We start from the raw sequence: 23,770 nt of genomic DNA on the forward strand, positions 1-23,770 counted from the left end.
CTTCCCCTTGCCGGGTGTGCAGAGGACTTTCACCCCCAAGTCATCCGGCTCGCCACCACAGCGGGTCGGACAGCGCCAGTCACGGCGCTACGCGCCATGCCTGGCGCACCAAAAAAGGCACCGGGAGGAAACTCCCGGCGCCTTTTGCATTCGTCGGCGGCGACGCTCCGCGGGGCAACTCAGCGCGAAAAGAGAGAACTGCCGCTCACAGGCAAACTGGCTCCGCCTCCAGTTCCACGCCGAATCGCTCGAACACGTCGTGCTGGATCGCCCGTGCCAGCGCCAACACTTCCGTGCCGCTCGCGCCACCGCGATTCACCAGCACCAGCGCCTGTCGCTCATGCACGGCCGCCGCGCCCATCGCGCGGCCCTTCCAGCCGCATCGGTCGATCAGCCAGCCGGCCGCCAGCTTCACCCGCCCATCCGCTTGCACATACGACACGACTTCCGGCTCGCGACGCTTCAGCGCCTCGAACTGGGCGGCATCGATTACCGGATTCTTGAAGAAGCTCCCCGCGTTGCCCAGTTCGAGCGGATCGGGCAGCTTCGCACGCCGCACGGCGACGACCGCATCGAAAATGGCTTGCGCGGTCGGCTGCGTGGCCGCACCCTCGGCTTGGCCAGCGCTCGCCGCAGGACCGCGCGCCGCCAGCTCGCGCGCGAGATCCGCGTAGCCCGCGCGCGGCTGCCACGCCTTCGGCAAACGGAACGTCACCGACGCAATCACGAAGCGCTCGCGCCCTTCCCGCTTGAAAAGGCTGTCGCGATAGCCGAACCGGCACGCATCGCCGTCGAGTTCGACGGCCTCGCCGGTCACGAGCTCGATCGCCCGCAGCGACGCGAAGCGTTCGCACATTTCGAGCCCGTACGCGCCGATGTTCTGGATTGGCGCCGCGCCGACCGTGCCAGGTATCAGCGCGAGATTCTCGAGGCCGGGCATGCCCTGCGCCAACGTCCACGCGACGAACTCGTGCCACGGCTCGCCGCCAGCCGCCTCGACATACCACGCATCCTGATCCTCGCGCACCACGCGGCGCCCGCGCAGCGCCACCAGCAGCACGAGCCCGGCGAAGTCGCCGGTCAGCATGACGTTGCTACCACCGCCCAGCACGAGGCGCGGCAGGCCCTCGACGCGCGGATCGCGCACCGCGGCGAGCAACTGTTCCTCACGCTCGATCCGGCACGCGAACTGCGCGCGCACGTCGAAGCCGAACGTGTTGTGGACCTTCAGCGGATAGCCGGCCATGAGGGACGCGACGGCGGGAGCGGCAAGAGCGGATTGGGACATCGGAATGGCAACAGGGCAACGACGGGAAGCAACAGGAAACGACAAAAACCACCAATGACGCGCCTGACGACACGAGCGGCGCCGCCCGACGCGGGATCGCCCGCCGTCGCGACGCCGCGCGGCGGCCTTGGGCAAAAGAGAGCGGCGTCGGTAAAATGACGTCCGGTCCGTGATTATAGCGAGTGCCTCGCGCTCAGCCGACCGGCTGTGTCGCGCACTGCCGCACTATTGGGAGAAAGCAATGCCATCGTTTGACGTCGTCTGCGAAGCGAACATGATCGAAGTCAAGAACGCGATCGAACAGTCCAACAAGGAAATTTCGACGCGTTTCGACTTCAAGGGGTCCGACGCGCGCGTCGAACACAAGGAAAACGAAATCACCGCGTACGCCGACGACGACTTCAAGCTCGGCCAGGTGAAGGACGTGCTGCTGTCGAAAATGGCCAAGCGCAACGTCGACGTGCGCTTCCTCGACTACGGCAAGATCGAGAAGATCGGCGGCGACAAGGTCAAGCAGGTCATCAAGATCAAGAAGGGCGTCTCGGGCGATCTGTCGAAGAAAATCGTGCGTCTGGTGAAGGACAGCAAGATCAAGGTGCAGGCGAGCATTCAGGGCGATGCGGTGCGCATCACCGGTGCGAAGCGCGATGATCTGCAAAGCGTGATGGCGATGCTACGCAAGGACGTGACCGACACGCCGCTCGACTTCAACAACTTCCGCGACTAAGCGGCACGGCGCGCCTGGCTTGCAACGAGCCTGCCGCCGGACCCGGAAGCGCTTCGCATCGGGCCATCGGGCCGGGCGAAGCGCTCAGCCCACTTCAAAGATCGTTGCCCGCCGCCGGACCGGCTGCCTTCTTTTTGTCGCCGATACGGCTCTCCTGCCCCCGCATCAGCTTCGCAATATTGCCGCGATGCCGCCACACGAGCAGCAGGCTCATCACCAGAACCGCGAGCGCGACGATGCGCGGCCCGAACAGAAACACGTAGAACAGCGGCGCGAACAGCGCCGAGCACAGCGCCGCGAGCGACGAGTAGCGCGTAAAGAACGCGACGATCAGCCAGGTTAGCAAGGTCGCGACGCCGAGCGTCGGGTTGATCGCGAGCAGCACGCCCGCGGCGGTCGCGACGCCTTTGCCGCCCTTGAAGCGGAAGAAAATCGGATACAGGTGACCGAGAAACACCGCAAGCGACGCAATCGCGATCGCGCGCTCGTCGAGCCCGTAATGCGCGCCGAAATGCACGACCAGCCATACCGGCAGCCAGCCCTTGAAGGCGTCGCCGATCAGCGTCAGAATCGCGGCCTTCTTGCTGCCGCTGCGCAGCACGTTGGTGGCGCCCGGGTTGCCCGAGCCGTACGAGCGCGGGTCGTCGAGACCCATCGCGGCGCTCACGATCACGGCAAACGACAACGAACCGATCAGATAGGCAACGACAGCGACGATCAGGTTTTGCATCTGGGACTCTTATAAGGATCGCGGTCTGACATTCGATACCCCAACCGCAACAGGGCATGCCCGTCGAATCAGGGCGGCGCACATTTTACCGAACGCGTCCGCGCGAAAAACATTCAGGCAAACGTCAACCCGCTCATCGGCGTCAGTCCACGCTCGCGCATTGCACCGGCTTTGCCGCGAGCAGATCGGTGAGCACCTTCGGCTCGATGCTGACGAGAAAGCCGCGCCGCCCGCCGTTCAACCAGATTTTGTCCATCTCGAGAATGGTCGACTCGACATACACCGGCATCTGCTTGCGCGTGCCGAACGGCGACGTGCCGCCGATCAGATAACCCGAATGCCGGTTCGCGACCTCGGGCTTGCACGGCTCGACGCGCTTCGCGCCGATCTGCCGCGCGAGGTTCTTGGTGCTGACGGTGCGATCGCCGTGCATCAGCACGATCAACGGCTTCGCGTGCTCGTCTTCCATCACCAGCGTCTTCACGACGTGATGCTCGTCGACGCCGAGCTGGCACGACGATTCCGCGGTGCCGCCATGCTCGACGTAGTCGTAAGGATGCTCGCCGAACGTGACGCCGTGACGGCGCAGCAACTGCGTGGCGGGTGTTTCCGACACATGTCTGGATTTGCTCATCGGCGCATTGTAATGGCGAGTTTGCACAACGGCTATTTGCCGGATGGCCAATTGTGCGGGTTCGACACTTGTGGCACGATCGTTCGAAAATATGCCGGCGCGGTGCGAGATACTGCGCGCAGGGCCACGAATTGGTAAAGAGGAGACAGTGTTGAAGCAGGCTTCATCCATCCGTTCCACGATCGATATCCCCGCGCTGCTCGCCGCCCTGCCCGCGCGCATCGGCGACATTCCGGCGCTCGCCGCCGCGCGCGATCCGCGGCATGTCGCGCTGATCGAAGATGCGCGCCGCCTGACCAACGCGCAACTGCGCGAGGCCGTCGAAGCGGCCGCCGCGCTGCTGCGCGACTGGGGCGTGCGCGGCGGCGATCGCGTGATGATCGTCGCGGAGAACAGCATCGCGCAAATCGTGCTGCTGTTCGCGACCGCGAAGCTCGATGCGTGGGCGCTCGTGTCGAACGCCCGACTGTCGGCCGCCGAACTCGATTCGATCCGCGCGCATGCGCAACCGCGCGTCGTCGCGTATGCGCTCGAAAGCTCGCCCGACGCACGCCAGCATGCTGAGCGGCATCGAGCGACACCCGCACCCACGCTGTCGCCGGACATCGGCGCATGGTCGTATGCGGTGGACAGCAGCGCGCAAGCCGAAGCCGTCGAAGCCGCCAGCGACCGCCAATGCGCGGCGCTGATCTACACGACCGGCACCACCGGCACGCCGAAAGGCGTGATGCTGTCGCATCGCAATCTGCTGTACATCGCGGCCGTGTCGAGCCGGCTGCGCCAGGTCGGGCCCGACGACGTCGTCTATGCGGTGCTGCCGATCTCGCATGTGTACGGCTTCGCGTCGGTGTGTCTCGGCAGCCTGCATGCGGGCGCGACGTTGCGGCTCGCGCCGCGCTTCGTGCCGGAAGCGGTGCGCCTCGCCCTCGCCGCCGAGCACGTCTCGATCTTCCAGGGCGTGCCGGCGATGCACGCGAAGCTGCTCGAACATCTGCACACGCACGGCCACGCATGGTCCGCGCCGCGACTGCGCTTCGCGTACTCGGGCGGCTCGCCGCTCGACGCCGCGCTGAAGGCGCAGGTCGAAGCCGTGTACGGTCTGCCGCTGCACAACGGCTACGGCATGACCGAAAGCAGCCCGACCGTGTCGCAGACGATGGTCGACGCACCGCGCGCCGATTGCTCGGTCGGCGAAGTCATTCCAGGCGTCGAAGTGAAGTTCGTCGGGCTCGGCGGCGCCGAAGCCGCGCCGGGCGAGATCGGCGAGCTATGGGTGCGCGGGCCGAACGTGATGCTCGGCTATTACCGCAACCCCGAGCAGACCCGCGCGACCGCCACCGAGGATGGCTGGCTGAAGACCGGCGACCTCGCGCGGCAGGCCGCGGACGGCGCGTTGCATATCGTCGGGCGCAGCAAGGAGCTGATCATCCGCTCGGGCTTCAACGTGTATCCGGCCGAGGTCGAGCACGTGCTGAACGCGCATCCGCAGGTCGTGCAGTCGGCGGTGATCGGACGCGCGGTCGAGGGCAACGAGGAGGTGATCGCGTTCGTCGAACTGGTTTCCGGCGCGACGGTCACGCCCGCGGAGTTGATCGCGTGGTGCGGCGAGCGGCTCGCGCCGTATAAGCGGCCAGCCGAGCTGAAGGTGCTCGCGGCGCTGCCGGCCGCATCGACCGGCAAGATTCTCAAGCACCGGTTACGCGAGTTCGTGTGAAGCGCGCGGGCACCCACGCGCTTCACGTCGTGCTCACCCGCGCGGATGATGCTGCGCATGCAGCGATTTCAGCCGCTCTCGCGCGACGTGCGTGTAGATCTGCGTCGTCGAAATATCGGTGTGACCGAGCAGCAATTGCACGACGCGCAGATCCGCGCCGTGATTGAGCAGATGGGTCGCGAACGCGTGCCGCAGCGTGTGCGGCGACAACGGCGCATGGACGCCCGCGGCCTGCGCGTGTCGCTTGATGATGTTCCAGAACTGCTGGCGCGTCATGCCTTCCGCGCGTGTCGTCACGAATAGCGCATCGGCCGCGCGCCGGCCGAGGAGCGCCGGGCGCGCCTCGCGCAGATAGCGCTCGATCCACGCGTGCGCCTCTTCGCCGAACGGAACCAGCCGCTCCTTCGAGCCCTTGCCAGTGACGCGCACGACGCCTTCGTTGAGTCCCACCTCGACGGTTTTCAGTGTGACCAGTTCGGTCACTCGCAAGCCGCTCGCGTACATCAACTCGAGCATCGTGCGATCGCGCAAGCCGAGCGGCGTGTCGATGTCGGGTGCGCCGAGCAACGCTTCGACCTGGACCTCGCTCAACGTCGAAGGAAATCGCGGCGGCTGCTTCGCCGAGCGGATGCGCAAGGTCGGATCGGCGGCCGCGCGATGCTCGCGCACCGCCCATGCGTAATAGCGGCGAAACACCGACAGCCGGCGGTTCGCCGAGGTCGCCTTGTCCTTTTGCCGCGCCGCGCTGTAGGCGCTCAGGTCGGCTTCGCTCGCGGTGTCGAGCGAAGCGTTGCGCGCGTGCGCGAGCCATTCGCAGAAGAGCCGCAAGTCGCGGCGATACGCTTCGAGCGTGTTGCGCGACAGGCCATGCTCGAGCCACAGCGCGTCGCAGAAGGCGTCGATCGATGCGGCGCTGGTCAGCAGCAGCGGTGATGCGGCGGCCGTGTCTTCGACGTGTACAGCGGTATTGGTGGTGGTGCTGGTGCTCATACGTACGGCACACCTTCATGCGCGAGCAACCAGCGCTTCACGTTGCGGAAGAAGCCGTCGCCGCCATCATGCGCGAAGCCGCCGATGCCGCTCGAACTCACCACGCGGTGGCACGGAATCACGATCGGAAAGAAATTGGCGCCGCACGCCTGGCCGACCGCGCGCGGCACGCTGCCGAGCTGCTTGGCGAGTTGTCCGTAAGTCAGCACGACGCCGGGCGGGATGTCGCTGATCGCCTGCCACACGCGCCGCTGGAACGCGGTGCCGCACTCGGCGAGCGGCAGCTCGAATTTCGCTGACGCGTGCTCGAAATAACGCTCGATCTGTTCGGCCACCTCGCGTGCGAGCGGCGTGTCGGGCGCGACGTTGGGCGTCGAGTCGGGCAGATAGACGATCTCGCGCACGGCTTCGCCTTCGAGCCGGATGCCGATCTTGCCGAACGGCGCATCGATCACTGCGTTGAACATGATTGCCTGCTCCTCTAGGGTCTGTTTACATATGGAACGCACGTGCGAATGCCCGCTATCGGCCGCAGGGCAAGGAGTAAGGAGCGCTGCGTGGCCGCGCCACGTGAGCGACGCACGACGCCGCCATGCGGCCGATAGCGGGCATTCCCCTGGAATGAAATTCAGAACTGGGGTTGCCGCGAGAAGGGCCGCTCGCTGCGTCATGCTCCTTGCGAATACGTCGAGTATTCGCGGCGTCGCAATCCTTGCGAGCGGCCCTTCTCGCGGCAACGCACGTGCGTTCCATATGTAAACAGACCCTAGCGTGCCAGATCGCCGGCACCGAATTGCCACGACTTTACGCCGCTTCGAGCGCCCACTCCACATGCTCGCGCACGACCGCCGACGGATCGTCGGCTCGCTGCCTCAAAGCCAGCACGATCGCGCCACGGGCATCGAGGTCCAGACTTCCGGGCGCGGCGCGCAACGCGTTACCCATGCCGACCGCGAGATTGCGCAGCCAGCTCTCGTAGCCGATGCGGCGAATCGCGCTGCCCTGCATGCGCGTATCGAACTCCTCGGCGCTCCACGCGAACAGTTCGACCAGCGACGCGCGATCGAGCCCGTGCCGCACGTCGAAATCGGCGACCGGTGCGGCCTGCGCGAACTTGTTCCAGGGACACACGAGCTGGCAATCGTCACAGCCGTACACCCGATTGCCGATCAGCGGCCGCAGGTCGAGCGGAATACTGCCCTTCAGCTCGATCGTCAGATACGAGATGCAACGCCGCGCGTCGACCTTGTACGGCGCGACGATCGCACCGGTCGGACAGGCGCCGATGCAGCGCGCGCAGCTGCCGCAATGCGAGCCCGGCGTTTCGGGCGCGGCCTCAGGTGAGGTTTCGGCGTCGGTAGGCAGCGGGACGTCGACATAGATCTCGCCGAGGAAAAACAGCGAGCCGGCGTCGCGCTGCAGCAGCAACGTGTGCTTGCCGCGCCAGCCGATGCCGGCCTTCTGCGCGAGCTCGACTTCGAGCACCGGCGCCGAATCGGTGAACACGCGATAGCCGAACGGCCCGATCACCGCTTCGATCCGGTCGGCCAGTTGTTGCAGGCGCTGGCGCATCACCTTGTGATAGTCGCGGCCGCGCGCATAGATCGACACGACCGCCGTCGACGGGTCCGCGAGCCGCGCGTGCTCGGCCGCGCGCCAGTCGCGCGCGCGGGGTGTCGCGCGTGAGGCGGGTTGCGTTACGTCTTGCGGCATGCTTTCAGGCGCGCTTTCATGTCCCTCTTCATGCGCCCCTTCAGCCGCCTCTGCTTCCAGCGTCTGCGCAGGCAAATAGGCGATGCGCGCGGTGATCACACGTCGCGTGCCAGCCACAAGCTCGGCCGGCCGCGCGCGTTTCATGCCGTGTTTGGCCATATAATCCATCTCGCCGTGGCAACCCGCTTCGAGCCACGCTGCAAGCGGCGCTTCGGCGGCCGACAGATCGGTATCGCTAATGCCGATCGCCCCGAAACCGAGTTCACGGCCCCACGTCTTGACGTCGAGCGCGAGCGCACGAAGCGCCGCCTCGTCGAAACGGGACGTTGCGCCAGAAGCTCGCGCGGCATCATCGGCCGATGCGGGCGTGCAGAAAACAGGGGACTTCGGACTTCGGTTCATCACGCCATTTTACGAGAATGCCTGTCAATCCCGATCACGCGCCCCTACCGTCCGCTCCCGTGCTGCTCGAACGCTCTGTCGCGCTCGCGGACGAAGCCGCCACGCAGGCGTTCGGCGCGCGCTTCGCACAGGCGATCGAAAGCGTGCGCGCGGCCTCGCATCAGGCACAGCCAGCCCAGCCTGGCACCGCAAGCGGCCCCGCGTTCCACGGCCTGCAAGTCCAACTGGTCGGCGACCTCGGCGCCGGCAAAACCACGCTCGTGCGCGCGACCTTGCGCGGCCTCGGCCACACCGGCCGCGTGCGCAGTCCGACCTACACGCTCGTCGAACCGTATGTGCTCGAGCGGCCCGCCGGGGAACTCGCGCTCTATCACTTCGATCTGTACAGATTCACCGATCCGGCCGAATGGGCCGACGCGGGCTTTCGCGAATATTTCGACAGCGGCGCGGTCTGCCTCGTCGAATGGCCGCAACGCGCGGGAGCGCTGCTCGGCGTGCCGGATCTCGTCTTCTCGCTCGGGCTCGTCGGCAACACAGACGCAAACGCGGACGCACGCGTACTCGTCGCACGCGCTTATAGCGAATCAGGAAAGGCATGTCTCGAAAGATGTTAATCAAACCATTCCATTCGATCGAATCGGCGGCGGGCGCAACGCATAACTGGCGGCGCCGGCAGATCCTGCGCGCCGGTGCGTCGACGCTGGTGCTCGGCCTCGTCGCCCCGCGTCTCGCGTTTGCGAGCTCGGTGCTCGGCGTGCGCGTGTGGCCCGCGCGCGACTACACGCGCGTGACGATCGAATCCGATCAGCCGCTGCAGAACACGCAGCAACTGCTGCAGGGACCGGACCGGCTCGTCGTCGATCTGAACGGCCTCGACCTCGATCAGGCGCTGAAGGAGCTGGTCTCGAAGATCACACCGAACGATCCGCAGATTTCGTCGGTGCGGGTCGGGCAGTATCAGCCGCACGTGGTGCGCATGGTGTTCGACCTGAAGGGCTCGGTGAAGCCGCAGGTGTTCGCGCTGCCGCCGGTCGGCGCGTACAAGTACCGGCTCGTGTTCGACCTGTATCCGGCTGTCGCGCCCGATCCGTTGATGGACCTGCTCGCGCAGACCGAGCGCAAGCAGCAGGCGCTCAACGAAGAAAACAGCGCGCCGCCCGCGACGCTTGCCGGCCCCGGCACGGCGCCGCCGGTCGACAACAGCGAAGCGTTCTTCGAGCACTACGCGCAGAGCGGTGGCGCCGGCAATGGCGCCGCGGGCGTACCGCATGCGCCCACGCATGGCACGACGGCGCCGTCCGCGCCGGTCATTGCCGGCAGGCAGGCGGCGCCGTCCGCGCCCTCCGCGCCGCCTGCCACACTGGCGCGCAACAAGGGTGGCAACGCCAACAGCAACAGCACCGCACGCGGTCTCGACAGCAACGACGACAACCTCGGCGACAGCGGCGACACCTACGCATTCACCACACCGAAGTCGAGCCGCAGCAACACCGTGCGACTGCTCACCGTCGCAATCGATCCGGGTCATGGCGGCGAGGACCCGGGCGCGATCGGCGGCGCAGGCACCTACGAGAAGCACGTCGCGCTCGACATCGCGAAGAAGCTGCGCGCGAAGATCGACGCGCAGCCGAACATGCGCGCGATGATGACGCGCGACGCCGACTTCTTCGTGCCGCTGAACGTGCGCGTGCAGAAAGCGCGCCGCGTCGGCGCGGACCTGTTCGTGTCGATCCACGCGGACGCGTTCACGACGCCCGAGGCGAAGGGCTCCTCGGTGTTCGCGCTGTCGGAGCACGGCGCGTCGAGCGCGGCCGCGCGCTGGATGGCGAACAAGGAGAACTCGTCGGATCTGATCGGCGGCATCAACATCAAGTCCGACGACGCCACCGTGAACCGCGCACTGTTCGACATGTCGACCACCGCGCAGATTCGCGACTCGATGCGCTACGGCAACTTCGTGCTCAAAGAGATCGGCGACATCAACAAGCTGCACAAGGGCTCGGTCGAGCAGGCCGGCTTCGCGGTGCTGAAGGCGCCGGACATTCCGTCGATCCTCGTCGAGACCGCGTTCATCAGCAATCCGGACGAAGAGCGCCGCCTCAACGACGACGCGTATCGCGACAAGATGGCCAGCGCGATCCTGACCGGCATCAAGCGCTATTTCGCGGCGAATCCGCCGCTCGCAAAGAGCCGCATGACGTGATGTCGGCACACACGAAGCAATCACAAAACGGCCCTCCGGCCGTTTTGTGATTCACGCTCGCAACCCGTGGCGCAACGGTTGCTCAGCGTGCCGGTATCAAGCGCTGCACGACCCAGCCGCCGAACACGTTGACCGCGAGCCCCGCCATCACGAGCAACGCGCCCGCCACCTGCATCGCAGACAGTTGCTCGCCGAGCAGCAGCGACGCCGACGCGAGTCCGACGATTGGCACCAGCAGCGAGAACGGCGCGACCTGGCTCGCCGGATAGCGCGACAGCAGACGGCTCCACAAGCCATAGCCGAGCAGCGTCGCGATAAACGCCAGATAGACAATCGCGAAGATCGACAGCGCGCTGATACCGGTCAGCGCGGCGGCGATCTCGCGCGGCCCTTCGAACACGAACGACGCCGCGAAAAACGGCAGCGGCGGAATCAGGCTCCCCCACACGACGAGTCCGACCAGATCGACCTTGCCGACCTTCTTCGTAACGATGTTGCCGAGTGCCCACATGCACGCGGCGCACAGCGTCAGCAGGAAACCAGCGACGGACATCGTGTGGCCGCCTTGCAGGCCGATCACCGCGAGCCCCGCCGCGGCGACCAGCAGACCCGCGACGTTCGGCAAACGGAAGCGCTCGTGCAGAAACAGCGCCGCGAAGATCAGCGTGAAAAACGCCTGCGCCTGAAGCACCAGCGATGCAAGCCCCGCCGGCATGCCGACGTACATCGCCGAGAACAGGAACGCGAATTGCCCGAACGAGATCGTCGCGCCGTAGGCGAACAGCCACCGCCACGGCATCTGCGGCCGCTTGACGAAAAACACCGCCGGCACCGCAGCGAGCGTAAAGCGCAGCGCGCCGAGCAGCATCGGCGGCACGCCGTGCAGGCCGACCTTGATCACGACGAAATTGACGCCCCACGCGAGCACGACGATCAGCGCGAGCAGCAAGTCCCTGGGCGACATCCGGGTCTCCAAAGAAATGGTTCGATCTGGCAGTGTAACGGAGGCCGCAAATTCGCTTCGGTGCGCCCGCTCATGGCGAGCGTGCGCCGATGCCGTCGGCAGCGCGCGCGCGCAGTAGAATCGACCATTCGAGTCTTCTCCTTCCACTTTCCCGTCGAGCCTGCCCATGACTTCCTCGATCAAAGCCGTCCTCAAACCGCACTTACGCGACATCGGCAATCTGACCGTGCGGCGTGTCCTGCCTGCGATGGCGGCGCGCCTCGTCGGCCCGTTCATTTTCTTCGACCACATGGGCCCCGCGACCCTCGAACCCGGCAGCGGCCTCGACGTGCGCCCGCATCCGCATATCGGCCTCGCGACCGTCACCTATCTGTTCGACGGCGCGATCATGCATCGCGACAGCCTCGGCTCCGAGCAGAAGATCGTCCCCGGCGACGTCAACTGGATGACGGCCGGGCGCGGCATCGTCCATTCGGAGCGAACGCCGCCGGAAGACCGCGCGCGCGGCCAGACGATTCACGGCATCCAGACCTGGGTCGCGCTGCCGCTCGCCGATGAAGACGCCGAGCCGTCGTTCGCGCATCACGCGGCCGCGACCTTGCCGGTCGTCGAGCGCAACGGCGTGACGCTGCGCGTAATCGCGGGCACCGCGTTCGGCGCGGTGTCGCCGGTCGCGACGTTTTCGGGCACGCTGTACGTCGCCGCCGACTTCACGCCGGGCAGCGCGTTCGCGCTCGAACCGGAGCACGAGGAGCGCGGTGTATATCTGGTGGAAGGCGATCTGGAGATCGACGGCACGCCGCTCGAAGCGGGCCAGATGGCCGTGCTCGCGCTCGACGAAACCGTCACGCTCGCGAGCACGCACGGCGCGCGCGCGATGCTGCTCGGCGGCGAGAAGCTCGACGGCGAGCGCTTCATCGAATGGAATTTCGTCGCGAGCTCGCGCGAGAAAATCGAAGCCGCGAAGCTCGCGTGGACCAATCAGGAAATGGGCCACGTGCCCGGCGAAACCGAATGGATTGCGCTGCCGCAGCGCAAGTGACGGCGCTGGGCCGCGCGCGAATCACCGCATTGAATTCGCGCGATTCGGCCCCACGTAGCGCCTGTTCACAAACCGTTTCTATCGACGAGGACGCAATGGACACCACTCTGGCCACTTTCGAACAGGACGTCATCAAGGCGTCGATGCTGGCCCCCGTGCTGGTCGATTTCTGGGCGCCGTGGTGCGGCCCCTGCAAGAGTCTCGGCCCGATGCTCGAAAAGCTCGAAGCCGAAGCCGCCGGCAAATGGAAGCTCGTGAAGGTCAACGTGGACGAGAACCACGAGCTGGCCGCGCACTTCCAGGTGCGCAGCATTCCGCACGTGATCGCGTTCGCCGACGGCCAGGCCGTCGATCAGTTCGTCGGCGTGCTGACGGAAGGACAGCTGCGCGAGTTCCTCGACCGGCTCGTGCCGCAAGGGGCGCCGGCCGCGCGCATCGAAGCGCAGACCGCGCTCGCCGAAGGCCGCCGCGACGACGCCTACGACCTGCTGCAAGCGGCGCTCGCTTACGACCCGGGCTTCGACGACGCGCGCATGGACCGCATCGAGTTACTGCTCGAAGACAACCGCATCGATGAGGCCCGCAACGAAGTCGATCTGCTGTCGCCGAAAACCACGCAAGGCATCGACGCGCGTTTCAACGCGATCAAGACGCGGCTCGACGCGGTGGACGCCGCCGCGGACCTGCCGCCCACCGATGCGCTCGAAGCGCGTGTCGCCGGCCACCCCGACGATCTCGAAGCACGCTTCGATCTCGCCAATGCGTTTATCGCGCGACGCAAATACGCGCAGGCGCTCGAACATCTGCTCGCGATCGTGCAACGCGACCGCGCGTTCCGCGACGATATCGGCCGCAAGACGATGTTGTCGGTGTTCGATCTGGCCGCGCATCAGCCGGAGCTGGTGTCGCAGTGGCGGCGCAGGCTGAGCGCGTCGTTGTATTGATCGATTGTGATGTTTTGCCCGATGGCAGCCTGGGTCAGCGCGGTTGAAACCGCCGCCCGGGCTGCCATCTAAACCGTCGCCTTCTTCGCCAGCTCCCGCAACACGTACGCTGCGGCCGCAAAACCAAAGCTCGCGGTCACGCACACGCTGGAGCCAAACCCCGCGCAGTTCAAGCCGACCGGCCCCGTATGCCCCGGCGACGTGCTCACGTGCTCGGCTTCTTCATCGATATCGCAGACGGCCGCTTCCGGATAGATCAGCGGCTCGTCGGAATACACGGCGTTCACCTTGAACTTCGCCTTAGGCCCGCGCGGAAAGCCATGCTGCTTGCGCAACTGCCCGCGCACCTTCGACAGCAGCGGGTCCTGGATCGTCAGCGCGAGATCGTCGATGCGGATCCGCGTCGGGTCGAGCTGACCGCCCGCGCCGCCGACCGTGATCAGCGGCTGCTTGCGCTCGACGCACCATGCGATCAGCGCGGTCTTCGTGCGCACGCTGTCGATCGCGTCGATCACATAGTCGAAGCCGCCGCCGAGCGTGGCCGCGAAATTGTCCGGCTCGACGAAGTCCTCGATCAGCCGCACCTCGCAGTACGGATTGATTGCCGCGATGCGTTCGGCCATCGCTTCGACCTTCGGTTTTCCGTAGTTGCCGTCGAGCGCGTGAATCTGCCGGTTCGTGTTGCTTTCCGCGACGTTGTCGAGATCGATCAGCGTCAGCGTGCCGAGCGCGCTACGCGCAAGCGCCTCCGCGACCCACGACCCCACCCCGCCGATGCCGATCACCGCGACGTGCGCACCCTCGAATGCGGCGAGCGCGGGCGCGCCATACAGACGGGCGATGCCGCCGAAACGGCGCGCGCGGTCGGCGGTTTCGTTCGCGTCGAGGCTGGTAGTAAGATCGGATTGCGCGGCGGTGCTGGACATGATGGCAGGGCTCGAAAACACAGGCGGAACAAAGCAGGCGGCGGCGCTTTGGCAAATCGCCTGGGCAAATTGCTTTGGCAAATGGGGCGCGCAGCCCGTATTTTGCCTGAACACGTGAAAACAGCCGCGCAGGACCACGAGCAGCGACGCAATATTGCAGGCTTGCGCCGGCGCAACATGCGCCGCGCCATACGTTGCTCCGCTCGCGCGCAAAAACCTGACGCCTTAGCTATACTTGGCCCACACTGTAGCGTTCGCATAAGAATATGATCTCACTCGCCGAGCTTCGAAAAAACTACTCGCTGGGCTCACTGGACGTTGCCGACGTCAACCACGATCCGTTCCGTCAATTCGACACGTGGTTCCAGCAGGCCATCGACGCCAAGCTGCCCGAGCCGAATGCAATGACGCTGGCCACGGTCGACGCGCGCGGCCGGCCTTCGGCACGCATCGTGCTCATCAAGGGCGTCGACGAACGCGGTTTCGTATTCTTCACCAACTATGAAAGCCGCAAGGGCCGCGAACTGAACGTGAACCCCTACGCGAGCCTGCTGTTTCACTGGATCGAACTCGAACGCCAGGTGCGCATCGAGGGCCGCGTCGTCAAAACGAGCGAGGCAGACAGTGACGCGTATTTCGCGTCTCGTCCGCTCGGCTCGCGGATCGGCGCATGGGCATCGAATCAGAGTCAGGTGATTGAAAGCCGTTCGCAGCTCGAAGTACGCGAACGCGAAATCAGCCTGCAATATGGCGAAAATCCTCCGCGTCCGCCGCACTGGGGTGGCTACCGTCTGGTGCCCGACGCGATCGAATTCTGGCAGGGGCGGCCGTCTCGGCTGCACGATCGTCTGCTTTACACGCGCGCGGAAGAAAGCGCCAACTGGCTGATCGCACGCCTGTCGCCCTGACCGGTCGATGACCGGACGAATGAGGCCGGCGGCGGCGCCAACGTAGCGGCGCGCGTCGGCGGGATTGCGTTGCGCGGCCCGCGGAATGCGCCGCGCCATGTCGCGATCCACATAGCTTTGCTTTAAATCAACGAACACGGAGAGATCACATGTTCTGGGAGAAAAAGCTGGCGCAGTGGGTTGAAGATGTCAAAACCACAGCTAACCTGCCCGCACGCCTCGTGCTGTGGGACGGTCAGCAACACGACTTCGGGCAGTTCGCCGCGCCCCGGGTCACGCTACACGTGAAGAGCGCAACCGCGCTGCCCTATCTGCTCGAACCGAGCCTCGACAATCTTGGCGAAGCCTATGTCAAAGGCAAGATCGACATCGAGGGCAAGCTGTCGGACATCATCAATATCGGCTATCAGCTCGCGCGCAGCACCGTGACGAGCGCCGGCAAGCTCGCGCGCGTGCGGCGCTACTTCAATCACTCGAAGACGTCGGATAAGAAAGCGATCCAGTATCACTACGACGTGTCGAACGAGTTCTACAGGTTGTGGCTCGACGAGAACATGGTCTACTCGTGCGCGTACTTCGAGACCGGCACCGAAGACCTCGCGACCGCGCAACTGAAGAAAATCGATCACATTCTGACCAAAATCCAGCTGCAGCCCGGGCAGCGTCTGCTCGACATCGGCTGCGGCTGGGGCGCGCTCGTGCTGCGCGCCGCGCAAAAGTTCGGCGCGAAGTGCGTCGGCGTCACGCTGTCGCAGAACCAGTTCGATCTCGCCACCGCGCGCGTGAAAGCGGCGGGCCTCGAAAACCAGATCGATATCCGCCTGCAGGACTATCGCGACGTCAAGGGGCAGTTCGACCGCATCACGAGCGTCGGCATGTTCGAGCACGTCGGCCGCAAAAACCTGCCCGGCTATTTCCAGAAGATGCACGATCTGCTCGCCGACGACGGCATCGCGATGAACCACGGCATCACGTCGAGCGACGCCGATAGCGGCGAAACCGCGCTCGGCGGCGGTGAGTTCATCGACCGCTTCGTGTTCCCGGACGGCGAGCTGCCGCACATCAGCCTCGCGCTCGAATCGATGCAGCGCGGCGGGCTCGAACCGGTTGACGTCGAAAGCCTGCGCCGTCACTATGCGCACACGCTCGACATCTGGGCGGAAAATTTCGAAGCCCACGCAGACCAGGCGCGCAAGCTCGTCGACGACGAAAAATTCCGCATCTGGCGCGTGTATCTGGCCGGCTGCGCGTATGCGTTCGAAAACGACGACGTGTCGATTTTCCAGGTGGTGTGCCGCAAAGCCGGCCGCAGCGCGAAAACCCTGCCGTGGTCGCGCCGCTACATGTACGAAAAACCGCTGTGACCCGGCTGTGACCCGGGTTGTGACCGGTCGCGCCGCGGCGGCGTGCATGGAGCGCGCGCCGCGGCGCAATTCTGATGAACAGCAGGCCGGACATTGATGGACCAGAGCAGGACGAGTGACGTTGAAGAGCCGTTGAACGGCAAGGACGGCAGCACGGACGATGCGGCGCATCAGGCCGCGCAGCAGTTCGATCTGTTCGGGATGCCGGTGGAGGCCGCGGCAGAAGCGCCGGCCATATCCGCACGTGAAGCCGATTCGGCCGCAAGCGCTGCCGCGCAGCCAGAGCACAAGCGCACGCCGAAGACCACAATATCCAACGCCGCCGCGTCGCTGTTCGAAGACGACACCCGGCCCGACAGCCCCGCTCCTGAACCAGACTGCGCCCCGGCCTCCGCCGACGCCCCGAAAAAGCGCCGCAGCCGCGCCGTGCTCGCTGCACCGCCGTCGCCGGAGCTGCTCGCGCTCGCGGCGCAATTGCCGCCGCAGATCCACCTCGGCACGTCGACATGGTCGTTCCCGGGTTGGACAGGCATCGTCTACGGCGACGACTACAGCAACAGCAAACTGTCGCGCGAGGGCTTGAGTGCGTACGGCGCACATCCGCTGCTGAAGACGGTCAGCATCGACCGCTCGTTCTACCAGGCGTTGACGGTCACCGAATACCTGCGCTACGCGCAGCAGGTGCCCGAGCACTTCCGCTTCATCGTCAAGGCGCCGATGACGATCACCGACGCCACCGTGCGCGCCGAGCGCGGCGAGCCGGTGTCGCTGAACCCGTGCTTCCTGAACGCGCGGATGGCGATCGACGATTTCGTCACGCCCTGCCTCGAAGGCCTCGGCGCAAAGGCCGGCGCGCTGGTGTTCCAGTTCTCGCCGCTGCCGGACCAGATGCTCGCGCAGCCGGCGGTATTCATCGAACGACTGGGAGAGTTTTTCGACGCGCTGCCCGGGCTGCCCGACGGCAGTTGCTACGCGGTCGAGATTCGCGACGCGAGCCTGCTCACGCCGCGCTTCATCCGCATGCTGAAGACGGCTGGCGTGCGCTACTGCGTCGGCGTTCATGCGCGGATGCCCGATCCGCTGCGCCAGGCCGCGGCGCTCGCGCTGCTCGATGGCGAGCCGGCCGGTCCGCTGATCGTGCGCTGGAGCCTGCACGGCGGTTTCAAGTACGAACAGGCGAAGGCGAAGTACGAGCCGTTCAACCGGCTCGTCGACGAAGATCCGGCGACGCGCGCGTCGCTCGCCGAACTGGCCGCGCGTTACGCGCTCGCTGGTCAGCCGGTCGTGATCGCGGTCAACAACAAGGCGGAGGGATCGGCGCCGCTCAGCTGCGTGAAACTGGCCGAAGAAATCGTCGAAGCCTGCGTGCGTGTCACGCAGGGACGCGGCGATAACGGCGACGAGGTGCCATCGCGAGCACAGGAACCGCAGTGACGAACAGCAGCGGGCGGTCTTACGCATCCGCCCGTTGCCGACTCCAATCCCCGCGCTGCGCCGTTAACCCGCCTTGATCCGATGCGCGAACTTCTGGCGGAATTTCGCGACTTTCGGCGCTACCACGAACGAGCAGTAGCCCTGATTCGGATGCTGCGCGAAATAGTTCTGGTGGTAGGCCTCGGCGGGCCAGTAGTTGTCGCCGAGCGGCAGCACCTCGGTCACGAGCTTGCCGTCGTAGATGCGCTGTTCGCCGATCTCGCGAATCGCCTGCAGCGCGGTTTCGTGCTGCGCGTCGGAATGCGTGAAGATCACCGAGCGGTATTGCGTGCCGACATCGTTGCCCTGCCGGTTCAGCTGGGTCGGATCGTGGATCGCGAAAAAGATGTCGAGAATCTCGCGATAGCTGATCTTGGCCGGATCGAAGTCGACCTTGACCACTTCCGCGTGACCGGTGTCGCCGTCGCAGACCTGCTCGTAGCTCGGATGGCGCGCGTGACCGCCCGCATAACCCGACTCCACCGCATTGACGCCCTCGACGCCCAGATACACCGCTTCGAGGCACCAGAAACATCCACCGCCGAGCGTTGCTATCTCGTTCATAAGCTTCACCCCAGGATCAGATTCACACAATGATCGGCAGCCGGCCTGCGTAGCGCCGCCGTATCTGCCACCGCATCCGAATATATGGCCGAACACGCGTTCTGAAAGGCGCAGTCAGGCACGAGTCAGGCACCCGTCGCGCAATGAGCGCAAATCCGGCCGTGCAGATATCGAGTATAGAAACGCCGGCACGCGACGTGTGAATAACCGTGCCTCACTCACGCAAGCGCCGCGCCCGCGCCTCGATCCAGCACGATCGGCAAATTTTCGGGTGCAGCCTTTCGAGGAGATCGTCGATGCAACCGCCCGGCTGCCACGCGCCGCACGCATTGTGCTGCGGCGCGCGCGGCGATTGCAGTTAAAATTGGCGGAAATCAACGATTTTCACCATGACTTTCGAAACATCCGCTTCCCGCCGCGCGGGTATACGCTTCAATTCGCGCTTCAATTCGCGCCTTGATTCGCGCTGCAGTCGGTCTTTCACACGGCGCGCGACGGGGGCCTCGCCCCGATGAAGCGCGCGAGCCCACCCAACTTCGACCCGTCCGCGTTCAAACAGGCGCTCAGCCAGTTCGCGACCGGCGTCACCGTGATTACGACGCGCGCCGCGTCCGGCCAACTGATCGGCATCACGGCCAGTTCGTTCAACTCGGTGTCGCTCTCTCCGCCGCTCGTGCTGTGGAGTCTCGCGACGCGCTCTGCGTCGATGCCGGTGTTCCGCGCCAACAGTCACTACGTGATCAATGTGTTGGCCTCGACCCAGCTCGATCTGTGCAAGCGCTTCGCGACCGTGAAGGGCGACCGCTTCGAGGGCGTGTCGCACGCGGCGGGCGACAGCGGCATGCCGGTGCTCGACGGCGCACTCGCGTGGTTCGAATGCCATAACCGCAGCCGCTACGAGGAAGGCGACCACGTGATTTTCGTCGGCGAAGTGGAGCGCTGCGGTGTGCATGAAAATGCCGCGGACATGCTGCCGCTCGTGTTCCAGAGCGCGCAGTTCCACGGCCTGAAGCCGCTTTGAGCGGCGCGGCGCTTCCTTGGCGTCTGTAGCGCCTGTCGCTCGGACGCGTCGAAAACGGCGCGCCCCGCCCTCATCATCCTGAACGGTCGCTATGCGTGGCTCCGTGCCCGCTGTTCTTCTTCACGAGCGACACCGGCACGCCCGAATCTTCCTTCAGCGTTTCGAGCACGATGTTCGAGCGGATGTCCATCACCCCCGGCGCCTTGTACAGGCGATTGAGCACGAAGTCCGAATAGTGCTTGAGGTTGTGCGCGAGCACGCGCAGCAGATAGTGGGTTTCGCCGGTCACGACGAAAGCGCCGACCACTTCGGGCCAGTCGCGCAGCGCTTCGGCAAAACTCTCGTGCCAGTTCTGCTGATCGTTGCGCATCGATACCTGCACGAACGCTTCCAGCTCGAACCCCAAAACTTCGCGGTTCAGGCACGCTCGGTAGTGTTCGATGACGCCCTGCTCTTCCAGCAGACGCAGGCGTCGCAGACAGGCCGATGGCGAGAGCGAGATGCGCTCCGCCAGGTCGAGATTGCTGATCCGTCCTTCCTGCTGAAGCACCGTCAAGATACGGCAATCGGTGGCGTCGAGCGAGATCGCGTTCATATTCGGTCTCCCTTTCCTGTTTGACTCAAATTATGTTCCAAGACACGGCTGGTAAGGAGATTTTTTCGCAATCACATTTCACAGCTTGACCTCTATCATTTAGAGATCGCTACCAACCGCCGACACCGCCATGCGAGCACTCTGGGACATCACCCCCGCCGTCGATACCGCCACGCCCGTCTGGCCGGGCGACACGCCGGTCGGCATCGAGCGCGTCTGGCGCATGGAGGCTGGCTCGCCGGTCAATGTCGCGCGTCTGACGATCTCGCCGCACACCGGCGCGCATACCGATGCGCCGCTGCACTACGACGTCGACGGCGCCGCGATCGGCAACGTGCCGCTCGACGCATATCTCGGTTTATGCAGAGTGATTGACTGTATCGGCGCGTCGCCTGTTGTGACGCCACAACATCTGGCCGGCTCGCTCGACGACTTGCCGCCGCGAGTCTTACTGCGCACTTACAGAAAAGCGCCGACGCGCGAGTGGGATAGTGCGTTCTGCGCGGTCGCGCCCGAGACCGTCGACCTGCTCGCCGCGCGCGGCGTGACGCTGCTCGGCATCGATACGCCGTCGCTCGATCCGCAGGAATCGAAGACGATGGATGCGCATCACCGCATTCGCGCGCACCGGATGGCGATTCTCGAGGGCATCGTGCTCGACGCGGTCGAACCCGGCGACTACGAGCTGATCGCGCTGCCGCTGAAGCTGACCACGCTCGACGCGAGCCCGGTGCGCGCGGTGCTGCGTGCACTGCCCGGCTCGCGCTCAGCCACGCTCCCCGGCGAGCGATCAACCCGACAACCCAACCCATCGAACCACCATGAACCATCGTGATGAAGCCGTGGCGCTCGACAGCGCCGACCCGCTCGCAGCGCTGCGCGAACAGTTCGCGCTGTCGCCGACGACCATCTATCTCGACGGCAACTCGCTCGGCGTGCCGCCGGCCGCCGCCGCGCAGCGCGCGCAGACCGTGATCGCCGCCGAATGGGGCGAAGGACTGATCCGCAGCTGGAACAATGCCGGCTGGTTTGCGCTGCCGCGCCGACTCGGCAACAAGCTCGCGCCGCTGATCGGCGCGGCCGAAGACGAAGTCGTGATTACCGACACGATCTCGATCAACCTGTTCAAGCTGCTGTCGGCCGCCGTGCGGCTCGCCAATGCGCGCGATCCGAAGCGTCGCGTGATCGTGTCCGAGCGCTCGAACTTCCCGAGCGATCTGTATATCGCGCAGGGCCTGATCGAGCAGCTCGATCGCGGCTACGAGCTGCGCCTCGTCGACGATCCATCCGAACTGCCCGGCGCGATCGGCGAGGACACCGCGATCGCGATGATCACGCACGTGAACTACCGCACCGGCTACATGCACGACATGGCCGCGCTGACGAAGCTGATACACGACAGGGGCGCGCTCGCGCTGTGGGATCTCGCGCATTCGGCGGGCGCGGTGCAGGTCGATCTGAACGGCGTCGGTGCCGACTACGCGGTCGGCTGCACGTACAAGTACCTGAACGGCGGTCCCGGTTCGCCCGCGTTCGTGTGGGTGCCCAGGCGTCACCAGAACGGGTTTGCGCAACCGCTGTCGGGCTGGTGGGGGCATCGCGCGCCGTTCGAGATGAACCCGACGTATCAGCCCGACAACGGCGTGGGCCGCTACCTGTGCGGCACGCAGCCGATGGTGTCGATGGCGCTCGTCGAATGCGGGCTCGACGTGTTCCTGCAAACGTCGATGCAGGCGGTCCGCCAGAAGTCGCTCGCGCTGACCGATCTGTTCATCGAACTCGTCGAGACACGTTGCAGCGAATTTCCACTGAAGCTCGTGACGCCGCGTGAGCATGCGCAGCGCGGCTCGCACTTGAGCTTCGAACATCCGCACGGCTACGAGGTGATGCAGGCGCTGATCTCGCACGGCGTGATCGGCGACTATCGCGAGCCGCACGTGCTGCGCTTCGGCTTCACGCCGCTGTACACGCGCTTCGTCGACGTATGGGACGCCGTCGAAATCTTGCGCGACGTGCTCACCCGCGAGGCCTGGCGGGCCCCTGAATTCGCCCAGCGCGGCGCCGTTACCTGAGGACGACAGAATGACCGATCACATGCACACGCCGGGCTTGCCAGAAGAACCGGCGGCACAAGGCTGCCCGTTCGGGCACGGACGGACGGCGTCGGCGCCGTCCGCGAGCGCGGCCGACAGCGGCTGGCACGACGCGCAGCTCGACTTCTCGGAGTCGATGAGCTACGGCGATTATCTGTCGCTCGGCACGGTGCTGGACGCGCAGCATCCGTTGTCGCCGGATCACAACGAGATGCTGTTCATCATCCAGCATCAGACGAGCGAGCTATGGATGAAGCTCGCGCTGTACGAACTGCGCGCGGCGCTCACGGCCGTGCATCGCGACGACCTGCCGCCCGCGTTCAAGATGCTTGCGCGCGTGTCGCGAATCATGGAGCAGCTGGTGCAGGCGTGGAGCGTGCTCGCGACGATGACGCCGTCCGAATACACGGCGATGCGGCCGTACCTCGGCAGTTCGTCGGGCTTTCAGTCGTATCAGTACCGGCAGATCGAATTCCTGCTCGGCAACAAGAACGAGCAGATGCTGAAGCCGCACGCGCATCGCGCCGACGTGTACGCGCAAGTGAAGGCATCACTCGAAGCGCCGTCGTTCTACGACGAAGTGGTGAGGCTGCTCGCGCGCCGCGGCTTCAGGATTTCGCCCGCGCGGCTCGAACGCGACTGGACGAAGCCGACCGAACATGATGCATCGGTCGAAGCGGCGTGGCTCGAGGTGTATCGCAATCCGTCCGAGCATTGGGAGCTGTACGAGATGGCCGAGGAACTCGTCGATCTGGAGGATGCTTTCCGCCAGTGGCGCTTCCGCCACGTGACGACGGTCGAGCGCATCATCGGCTTCAAGCAGGGCACCGGCGGCACGAGCGGCGCGCAGTATCTGCGCAAGATGCTCGACGTGGTGCTGTTTCCCGAGCTGTGGCACGTGCGGACGATGCTGTAGCGGTTAGCGCGCGTAAGGCACTTCCCGGGCAAACCTGGCATCCTGGCGGGGAACAAAGAGCAAGCCAACACTATTACGCGAGTTCGGAGTTATCCGAATCTTGAGAGATGGTCAGCATGGCAGCATCGGAACCCCATAAAAACATCAGAGGGTTTCGATATGCCCGGTGCCGATGACGACGAAGGACTGAAGGTTGTACTGAGTGCTCAGCAACTCGCGGCTGTGCTATCCGGCCAGTCGATCAATCTGAGATACGAAAATTTGTATCAATTGATTGGTGGCCGCTTCCATGAAGATTTCGACTTGTTCGGAAACACAATTGAGGAATTGGTTTTGTCTTTTACATGCGAATGCACACCGGAAGAGATTAACGCGACGGTGGCCGAGATAGACCGGTTCAAGAGCGATCATGCGGGGAACCTTGACGCAGCATTTGAGGAAAATTTTGGCTACCAGTGCAATCCGACCGTGTGGGAGCAGACCACCGAGGCTTTTCTCGACAAGCTTAAGCGTCTTCTTCTGAGCGAGTAGCCCGCACTTCCACCCACCGGACGGCCCC

General features: G+C 65.2%; 25 protein-coding genes. 15 read left to right on the forward strand and 10 right to left on the reverse strand.

Translation table 11 applies throughout. The features are described 5' to 3' along the window. Positions 1 to 205 precede the first annotated feature (205 nt). Complete coding sequence (gene murB / locus HWY30_RS25025; protein ID WP_090801625.1) at positions 206 to 1,246, reverse strand: UDP-N-acetylmuramate dehydrogenase; 1,041 nt, start codon at positions 1,244 to 1,246, stop codon at positions 206 to 208. 283 nt (positions 1,247 to 1,529) lie between these two features. Here murB and HWY30_RS25030 point away from each other — a divergent pair, with 283 nt between their 5' ends. After that, positions 1,530 to 2,015 (forward strand): YajQ family cyclic di-GMP-binding protein, encoded by a 486-nt coding sequence (locus tag HWY30_RS25030; protein ID WP_090801627.1) that lies wholly within the window; start codon positions 1,530 to 1,532, stop codon positions 2,013 to 2,015. Between the two features lie 94 nt (positions 2,016 to 2,109). Here the strand turns inward: HWY30_RS25030 and plsY are convergent, their stop codons facing one another. Together plsY and ybaK are read right to left on the reverse strand one after the other, a co-directional pair. Further along, entirely contained in the window at positions 2,110 to 2,745 is a 636-nt protein-coding gene (gene plsY / locus HWY30_RS25035; protein WP_090801628.1) for a glycerol-3-phosphate 1-O-acyltransferase PlsY, read from the reverse strand. Between the two features lie 142 nt (positions 2,746 to 2,887). Beyond that, positions 2,888 to 3,379, reverse strand: coding sequence for a Cys-tRNA(Pro) deacylase (ybaK, locus tag HWY30_RS25040; RefSeq protein ID WP_090801630.1), 492 nt, complete (start codon positions 3,377 to 3,379; stop codon positions 2,888 to 2,890). A gap of 151 nt (positions 3,380 to 3,530) precedes the next feature. On the opposite strand from ybaK, the gene HWY30_RS25045 reads away from it, so the two are divergent. Then, complete coding sequence (locus HWY30_RS25045; RefSeq protein WP_090801631.1) at positions 3,531 to 5,093, forward strand: class I adenylate-forming enzyme family protein; 1,563 nt, start codon at positions 3,531 to 3,533, stop codon at positions 5,091 to 5,093. 33 nt (positions 5,094 to 5,126) lie between these two features. On the opposite strand, the gene xerD is transcribed toward HWY30_RS25045, so the two are convergent. The 3 genes from xerD to queG form a co-directional block, all read right to left on the reverse strand. Beyond that, the gene (gene xerD, locus HWY30_RS25050) at positions 5,127 to 6,083 is read right to left on the reverse strand and encodes a site-specific tyrosine recombinase XerD (RefSeq protein WP_090801633.1); all 957 of its coding nucleotides are present in this window, start codon (positions 6,081 to 6,083) and stop codon (positions 5,127 to 5,129) included. Then, entirely contained in the window at positions 6,080 to 6,550 is a 471-nt protein-coding gene (locus tag HWY30_RS25055; RefSeq protein WP_090801634.1) for a methylated-DNA--[protein]-cysteine S-methyltransferase, read from the reverse strand. Before HWY30_RS25055 ends, xerD begins: the two co-directional genes overlap by 4 nt. A 337-nt stretch (positions 6,551 to 6,887) precedes the next feature. Continuing rightward, positions 6,888 to 8,198: a tRNA epoxyqueuosine(34) reductase QueG gene (gene queG, locus HWY30_RS25060; protein ID WP_090801636.1), complete on the reverse strand. Its 1,311-nt coding sequence runs from the start codon at positions 8,196 to 8,198 to the stop codon at positions 6,888 to 6,890. 17 nt (positions 8,199 to 8,215) lie between these two features. Between queG and tsaE the strand changes: the two genes are divergently transcribed. Together tsaE and HWY30_RS25070 are read left to right on the forward strand one after the other, a co-directional pair. Continuing rightward, the gene (gene tsaE, locus HWY30_RS25065) at positions 8,216 to 8,812 is read left to right on the forward strand and encodes a tRNA (adenosine(37)-N6)-threonylcarbamoyltransferase complex ATPase subunit type 1 TsaE (RefSeq protein ID WP_090801637.1); all 597 of its coding nucleotides are present in this window, start codon (positions 8,216 to 8,218) and stop codon (positions 8,810 to 8,812) included. Then, on the forward strand, positions 8,794 to 10,401 hold the full coding sequence (locus tag HWY30_RS25070; protein WP_090801639.1) for an N-acetylmuramoyl-L-alanine amidase: 1,608 nt from the start codon (positions 8,794 to 8,796) through the stop codon (positions 10,399 to 10,401). Before tsaE ends, HWY30_RS25070 begins: the two co-directional genes overlap by 19 nt. 82 nt (positions 10,402 to 10,483) lie before the next feature. On the opposite strand, the gene HWY30_RS25075 is transcribed toward HWY30_RS25070, so the two are convergent. Continuing rightward, positions 10,484 to 11,365 (reverse strand): EamA family transporter, encoded by an 882-nt coding sequence (locus HWY30_RS25075; protein WP_090801640.1) that lies wholly within the window; start codon positions 11,363 to 11,365, stop codon positions 10,484 to 10,486. 166 nt (positions 11,366 to 11,531) lie between these two features. On the opposite strand from HWY30_RS25075, the gene HWY30_RS25080 reads away from it, so the two are divergent. Further along, positions 11,532 to 12,407, forward strand: coding sequence for a pirin family protein (locus HWY30_RS25080; protein ID WP_090801641.1), 876 nt, complete (start codon positions 11,532 to 11,534; stop codon positions 12,405 to 12,407). A gap of 95 nt (positions 12,408 to 12,502) precedes the next feature. Further along, a complete protein-coding gene (gene trxA, locus HWY30_RS25085) occupies positions 12,503 to 13,351 on the forward strand; it encodes a thioredoxin (RefSeq protein WP_090801643.1) in 849 nt (282 codons plus the stop codon). Positions 13,352 to 13,419: 68 nt separating this feature from the next. Here trxA and tcdA read toward each other — a convergent pair whose 3' ends face one another. Then, the gene (tcdA, locus tag HWY30_RS25090) at positions 13,420 to 14,277 is read right to left on the reverse strand and encodes a tRNA cyclic N6-threonylcarbamoyladenosine(37) synthase TcdA (protein ID WP_090801644.1); all 858 of its coding nucleotides are present in this window, start codon (positions 14,275 to 14,277) and stop codon (positions 13,420 to 13,422) included. 266 nt (positions 14,278 to 14,543) lie between these two features. On the opposite strand from tcdA, the gene pdxH reads away from it, so the two are divergent. The 3 genes from pdxH to HWY30_RS25105 all read left to right on the forward strand — a co-directional run bounded on the left by pdxH (position 14,544) and on the right by HWY30_RS25105 (position 17,983). Then, entirely contained in the window at positions 14,544 to 15,185 is a 642-nt protein-coding gene (gene pdxH, locus HWY30_RS25095) for a pyridoxamine 5'-phosphate oxidase (protein WP_090801646.1), read from the forward strand. Between the two features lie 149 nt (positions 15,186 to 15,334). Then, positions 15,335 to 16,549, forward strand: a complete 1,215-nt coding sequence (locus HWY30_RS25100) for an SAM-dependent methyltransferase (RefSeq protein WP_090801647.1) — start codon at positions 15,335 to 15,337, stop codon at positions 16,547 to 16,549. Positions 16,550 to 16,645: 96 nt separating this feature from the next. Then, entirely contained in the window at positions 16,646 to 17,983 is a 1,338-nt protein-coding gene (locus HWY30_RS25105) for a DUF72 domain-containing protein (protein WP_090801649.1), read from the forward strand. Positions 17,984 to 18,046: 63 nt separating this feature from the next. On the opposite strand, the gene msrA is transcribed toward HWY30_RS25105, so the two are convergent. Beyond that, positions 18,047 to 18,586: a peptide-methionine (S)-S-oxide reductase MsrA gene (gene msrA / locus HWY30_RS25110; protein ID WP_090801650.1), complete on the reverse strand. Its 540-nt coding sequence runs from the start codon at positions 18,584 to 18,586 to the stop codon at positions 18,047 to 18,049. Between the two features lie 199 nt (positions 18,587 to 18,785). On the opposite strand from msrA, the gene HWY30_RS25115 reads away from it, so the two are divergent. Then, positions 18,786 to 19,046 carry a hypothetical protein gene (locus HWY30_RS25115; RefSeq protein ID WP_090801652.1) on the forward strand — a complete coding sequence of 87 codons (261 nt, stop codon included), beginning with the start codon at positions 18,786 to 18,788 and terminating at the stop codon, positions 19,044 to 19,046. A 51-nt stretch (positions 19,047 to 19,097) separates the two neighbouring features. Then, positions 19,098 to 19,607 carry a flavin reductase family protein gene (locus HWY30_RS25120; RefSeq protein WP_090801653.1) on the forward strand — a complete coding sequence of 170 codons (510 nt, stop codon included), beginning with the start codon at positions 19,098 to 19,100 and terminating at the stop codon, positions 19,605 to 19,607. A 73-nt stretch (positions 19,608 to 19,680) separates the two neighbouring features. Here HWY30_RS25120 and HWY30_RS25125 read toward each other — a convergent pair whose 3' ends face one another. Continuing rightward, entirely contained in the window at positions 19,681 to 20,202 is a 522-nt protein-coding gene (locus tag HWY30_RS25125; protein WP_090801655.1) for an Lrp/AsnC family transcriptional regulator, read from the reverse strand. A 130-nt stretch (positions 20,203 to 20,332) separates the two neighbouring features. Between HWY30_RS25125 and kynB the strand changes: the two genes are divergently transcribed. The 4 genes from kynB to HWY30_RS25145 all read left to right on the forward strand — a co-directional run bounded on the left by kynB (position 20,333) and on the right by HWY30_RS25145 (position 23,742). Continuing rightward, positions 20,333 to 21,037, forward strand: coding sequence for an arylformamidase (gene kynB, locus HWY30_RS25130; protein WP_090801656.1), 705 nt, complete (start codon positions 20,333 to 20,335; stop codon positions 21,035 to 21,037). Beyond that, positions 21,024 to 22,274 (forward strand): kynureninase, encoded by a 1,251-nt coding sequence (gene kynU / locus HWY30_RS25135; protein ID WP_090801657.1) that lies wholly within the window; start codon positions 21,024 to 21,026, stop codon positions 22,272 to 22,274. The genes kynB and kynU overlap by 14 nt, the downstream gene beginning before the upstream one ends. Positions 22,275 to 22,284: 10 nt before the next feature. Further along, positions 22,285 to 23,211, forward strand: coding sequence for a tryptophan 2,3-dioxygenase (gene kynA, locus HWY30_RS25140; RefSeq protein WP_090801659.1), 927 nt, complete (start codon positions 22,285 to 22,287; stop codon positions 23,209 to 23,211). 159 nt (positions 23,212 to 23,370) lie between these two features. Continuing rightward, positions 23,371 to 23,742: a contact-dependent growth inhibition system immunity protein gene (locus HWY30_RS25145; protein WP_244144989.1), complete on the forward strand. Its 372-nt coding sequence runs from the start codon at positions 23,371 to 23,373 to the stop codon at positions 23,740 to 23,742. Positions 23,743 to 23,770: the final 28 nt, after the last annotated feature.

Source organism: Paraburkholderia tuberum STM678 (assembly GCF_902833905.1).
In the GTDB taxonomy this organism is placed as follows: Bacteria; Pseudomonadota; Gammaproteobacteria; order Burkholderiales; family Burkholderiaceae; genus Paraburkholderia; species Paraburkholderia tuberum.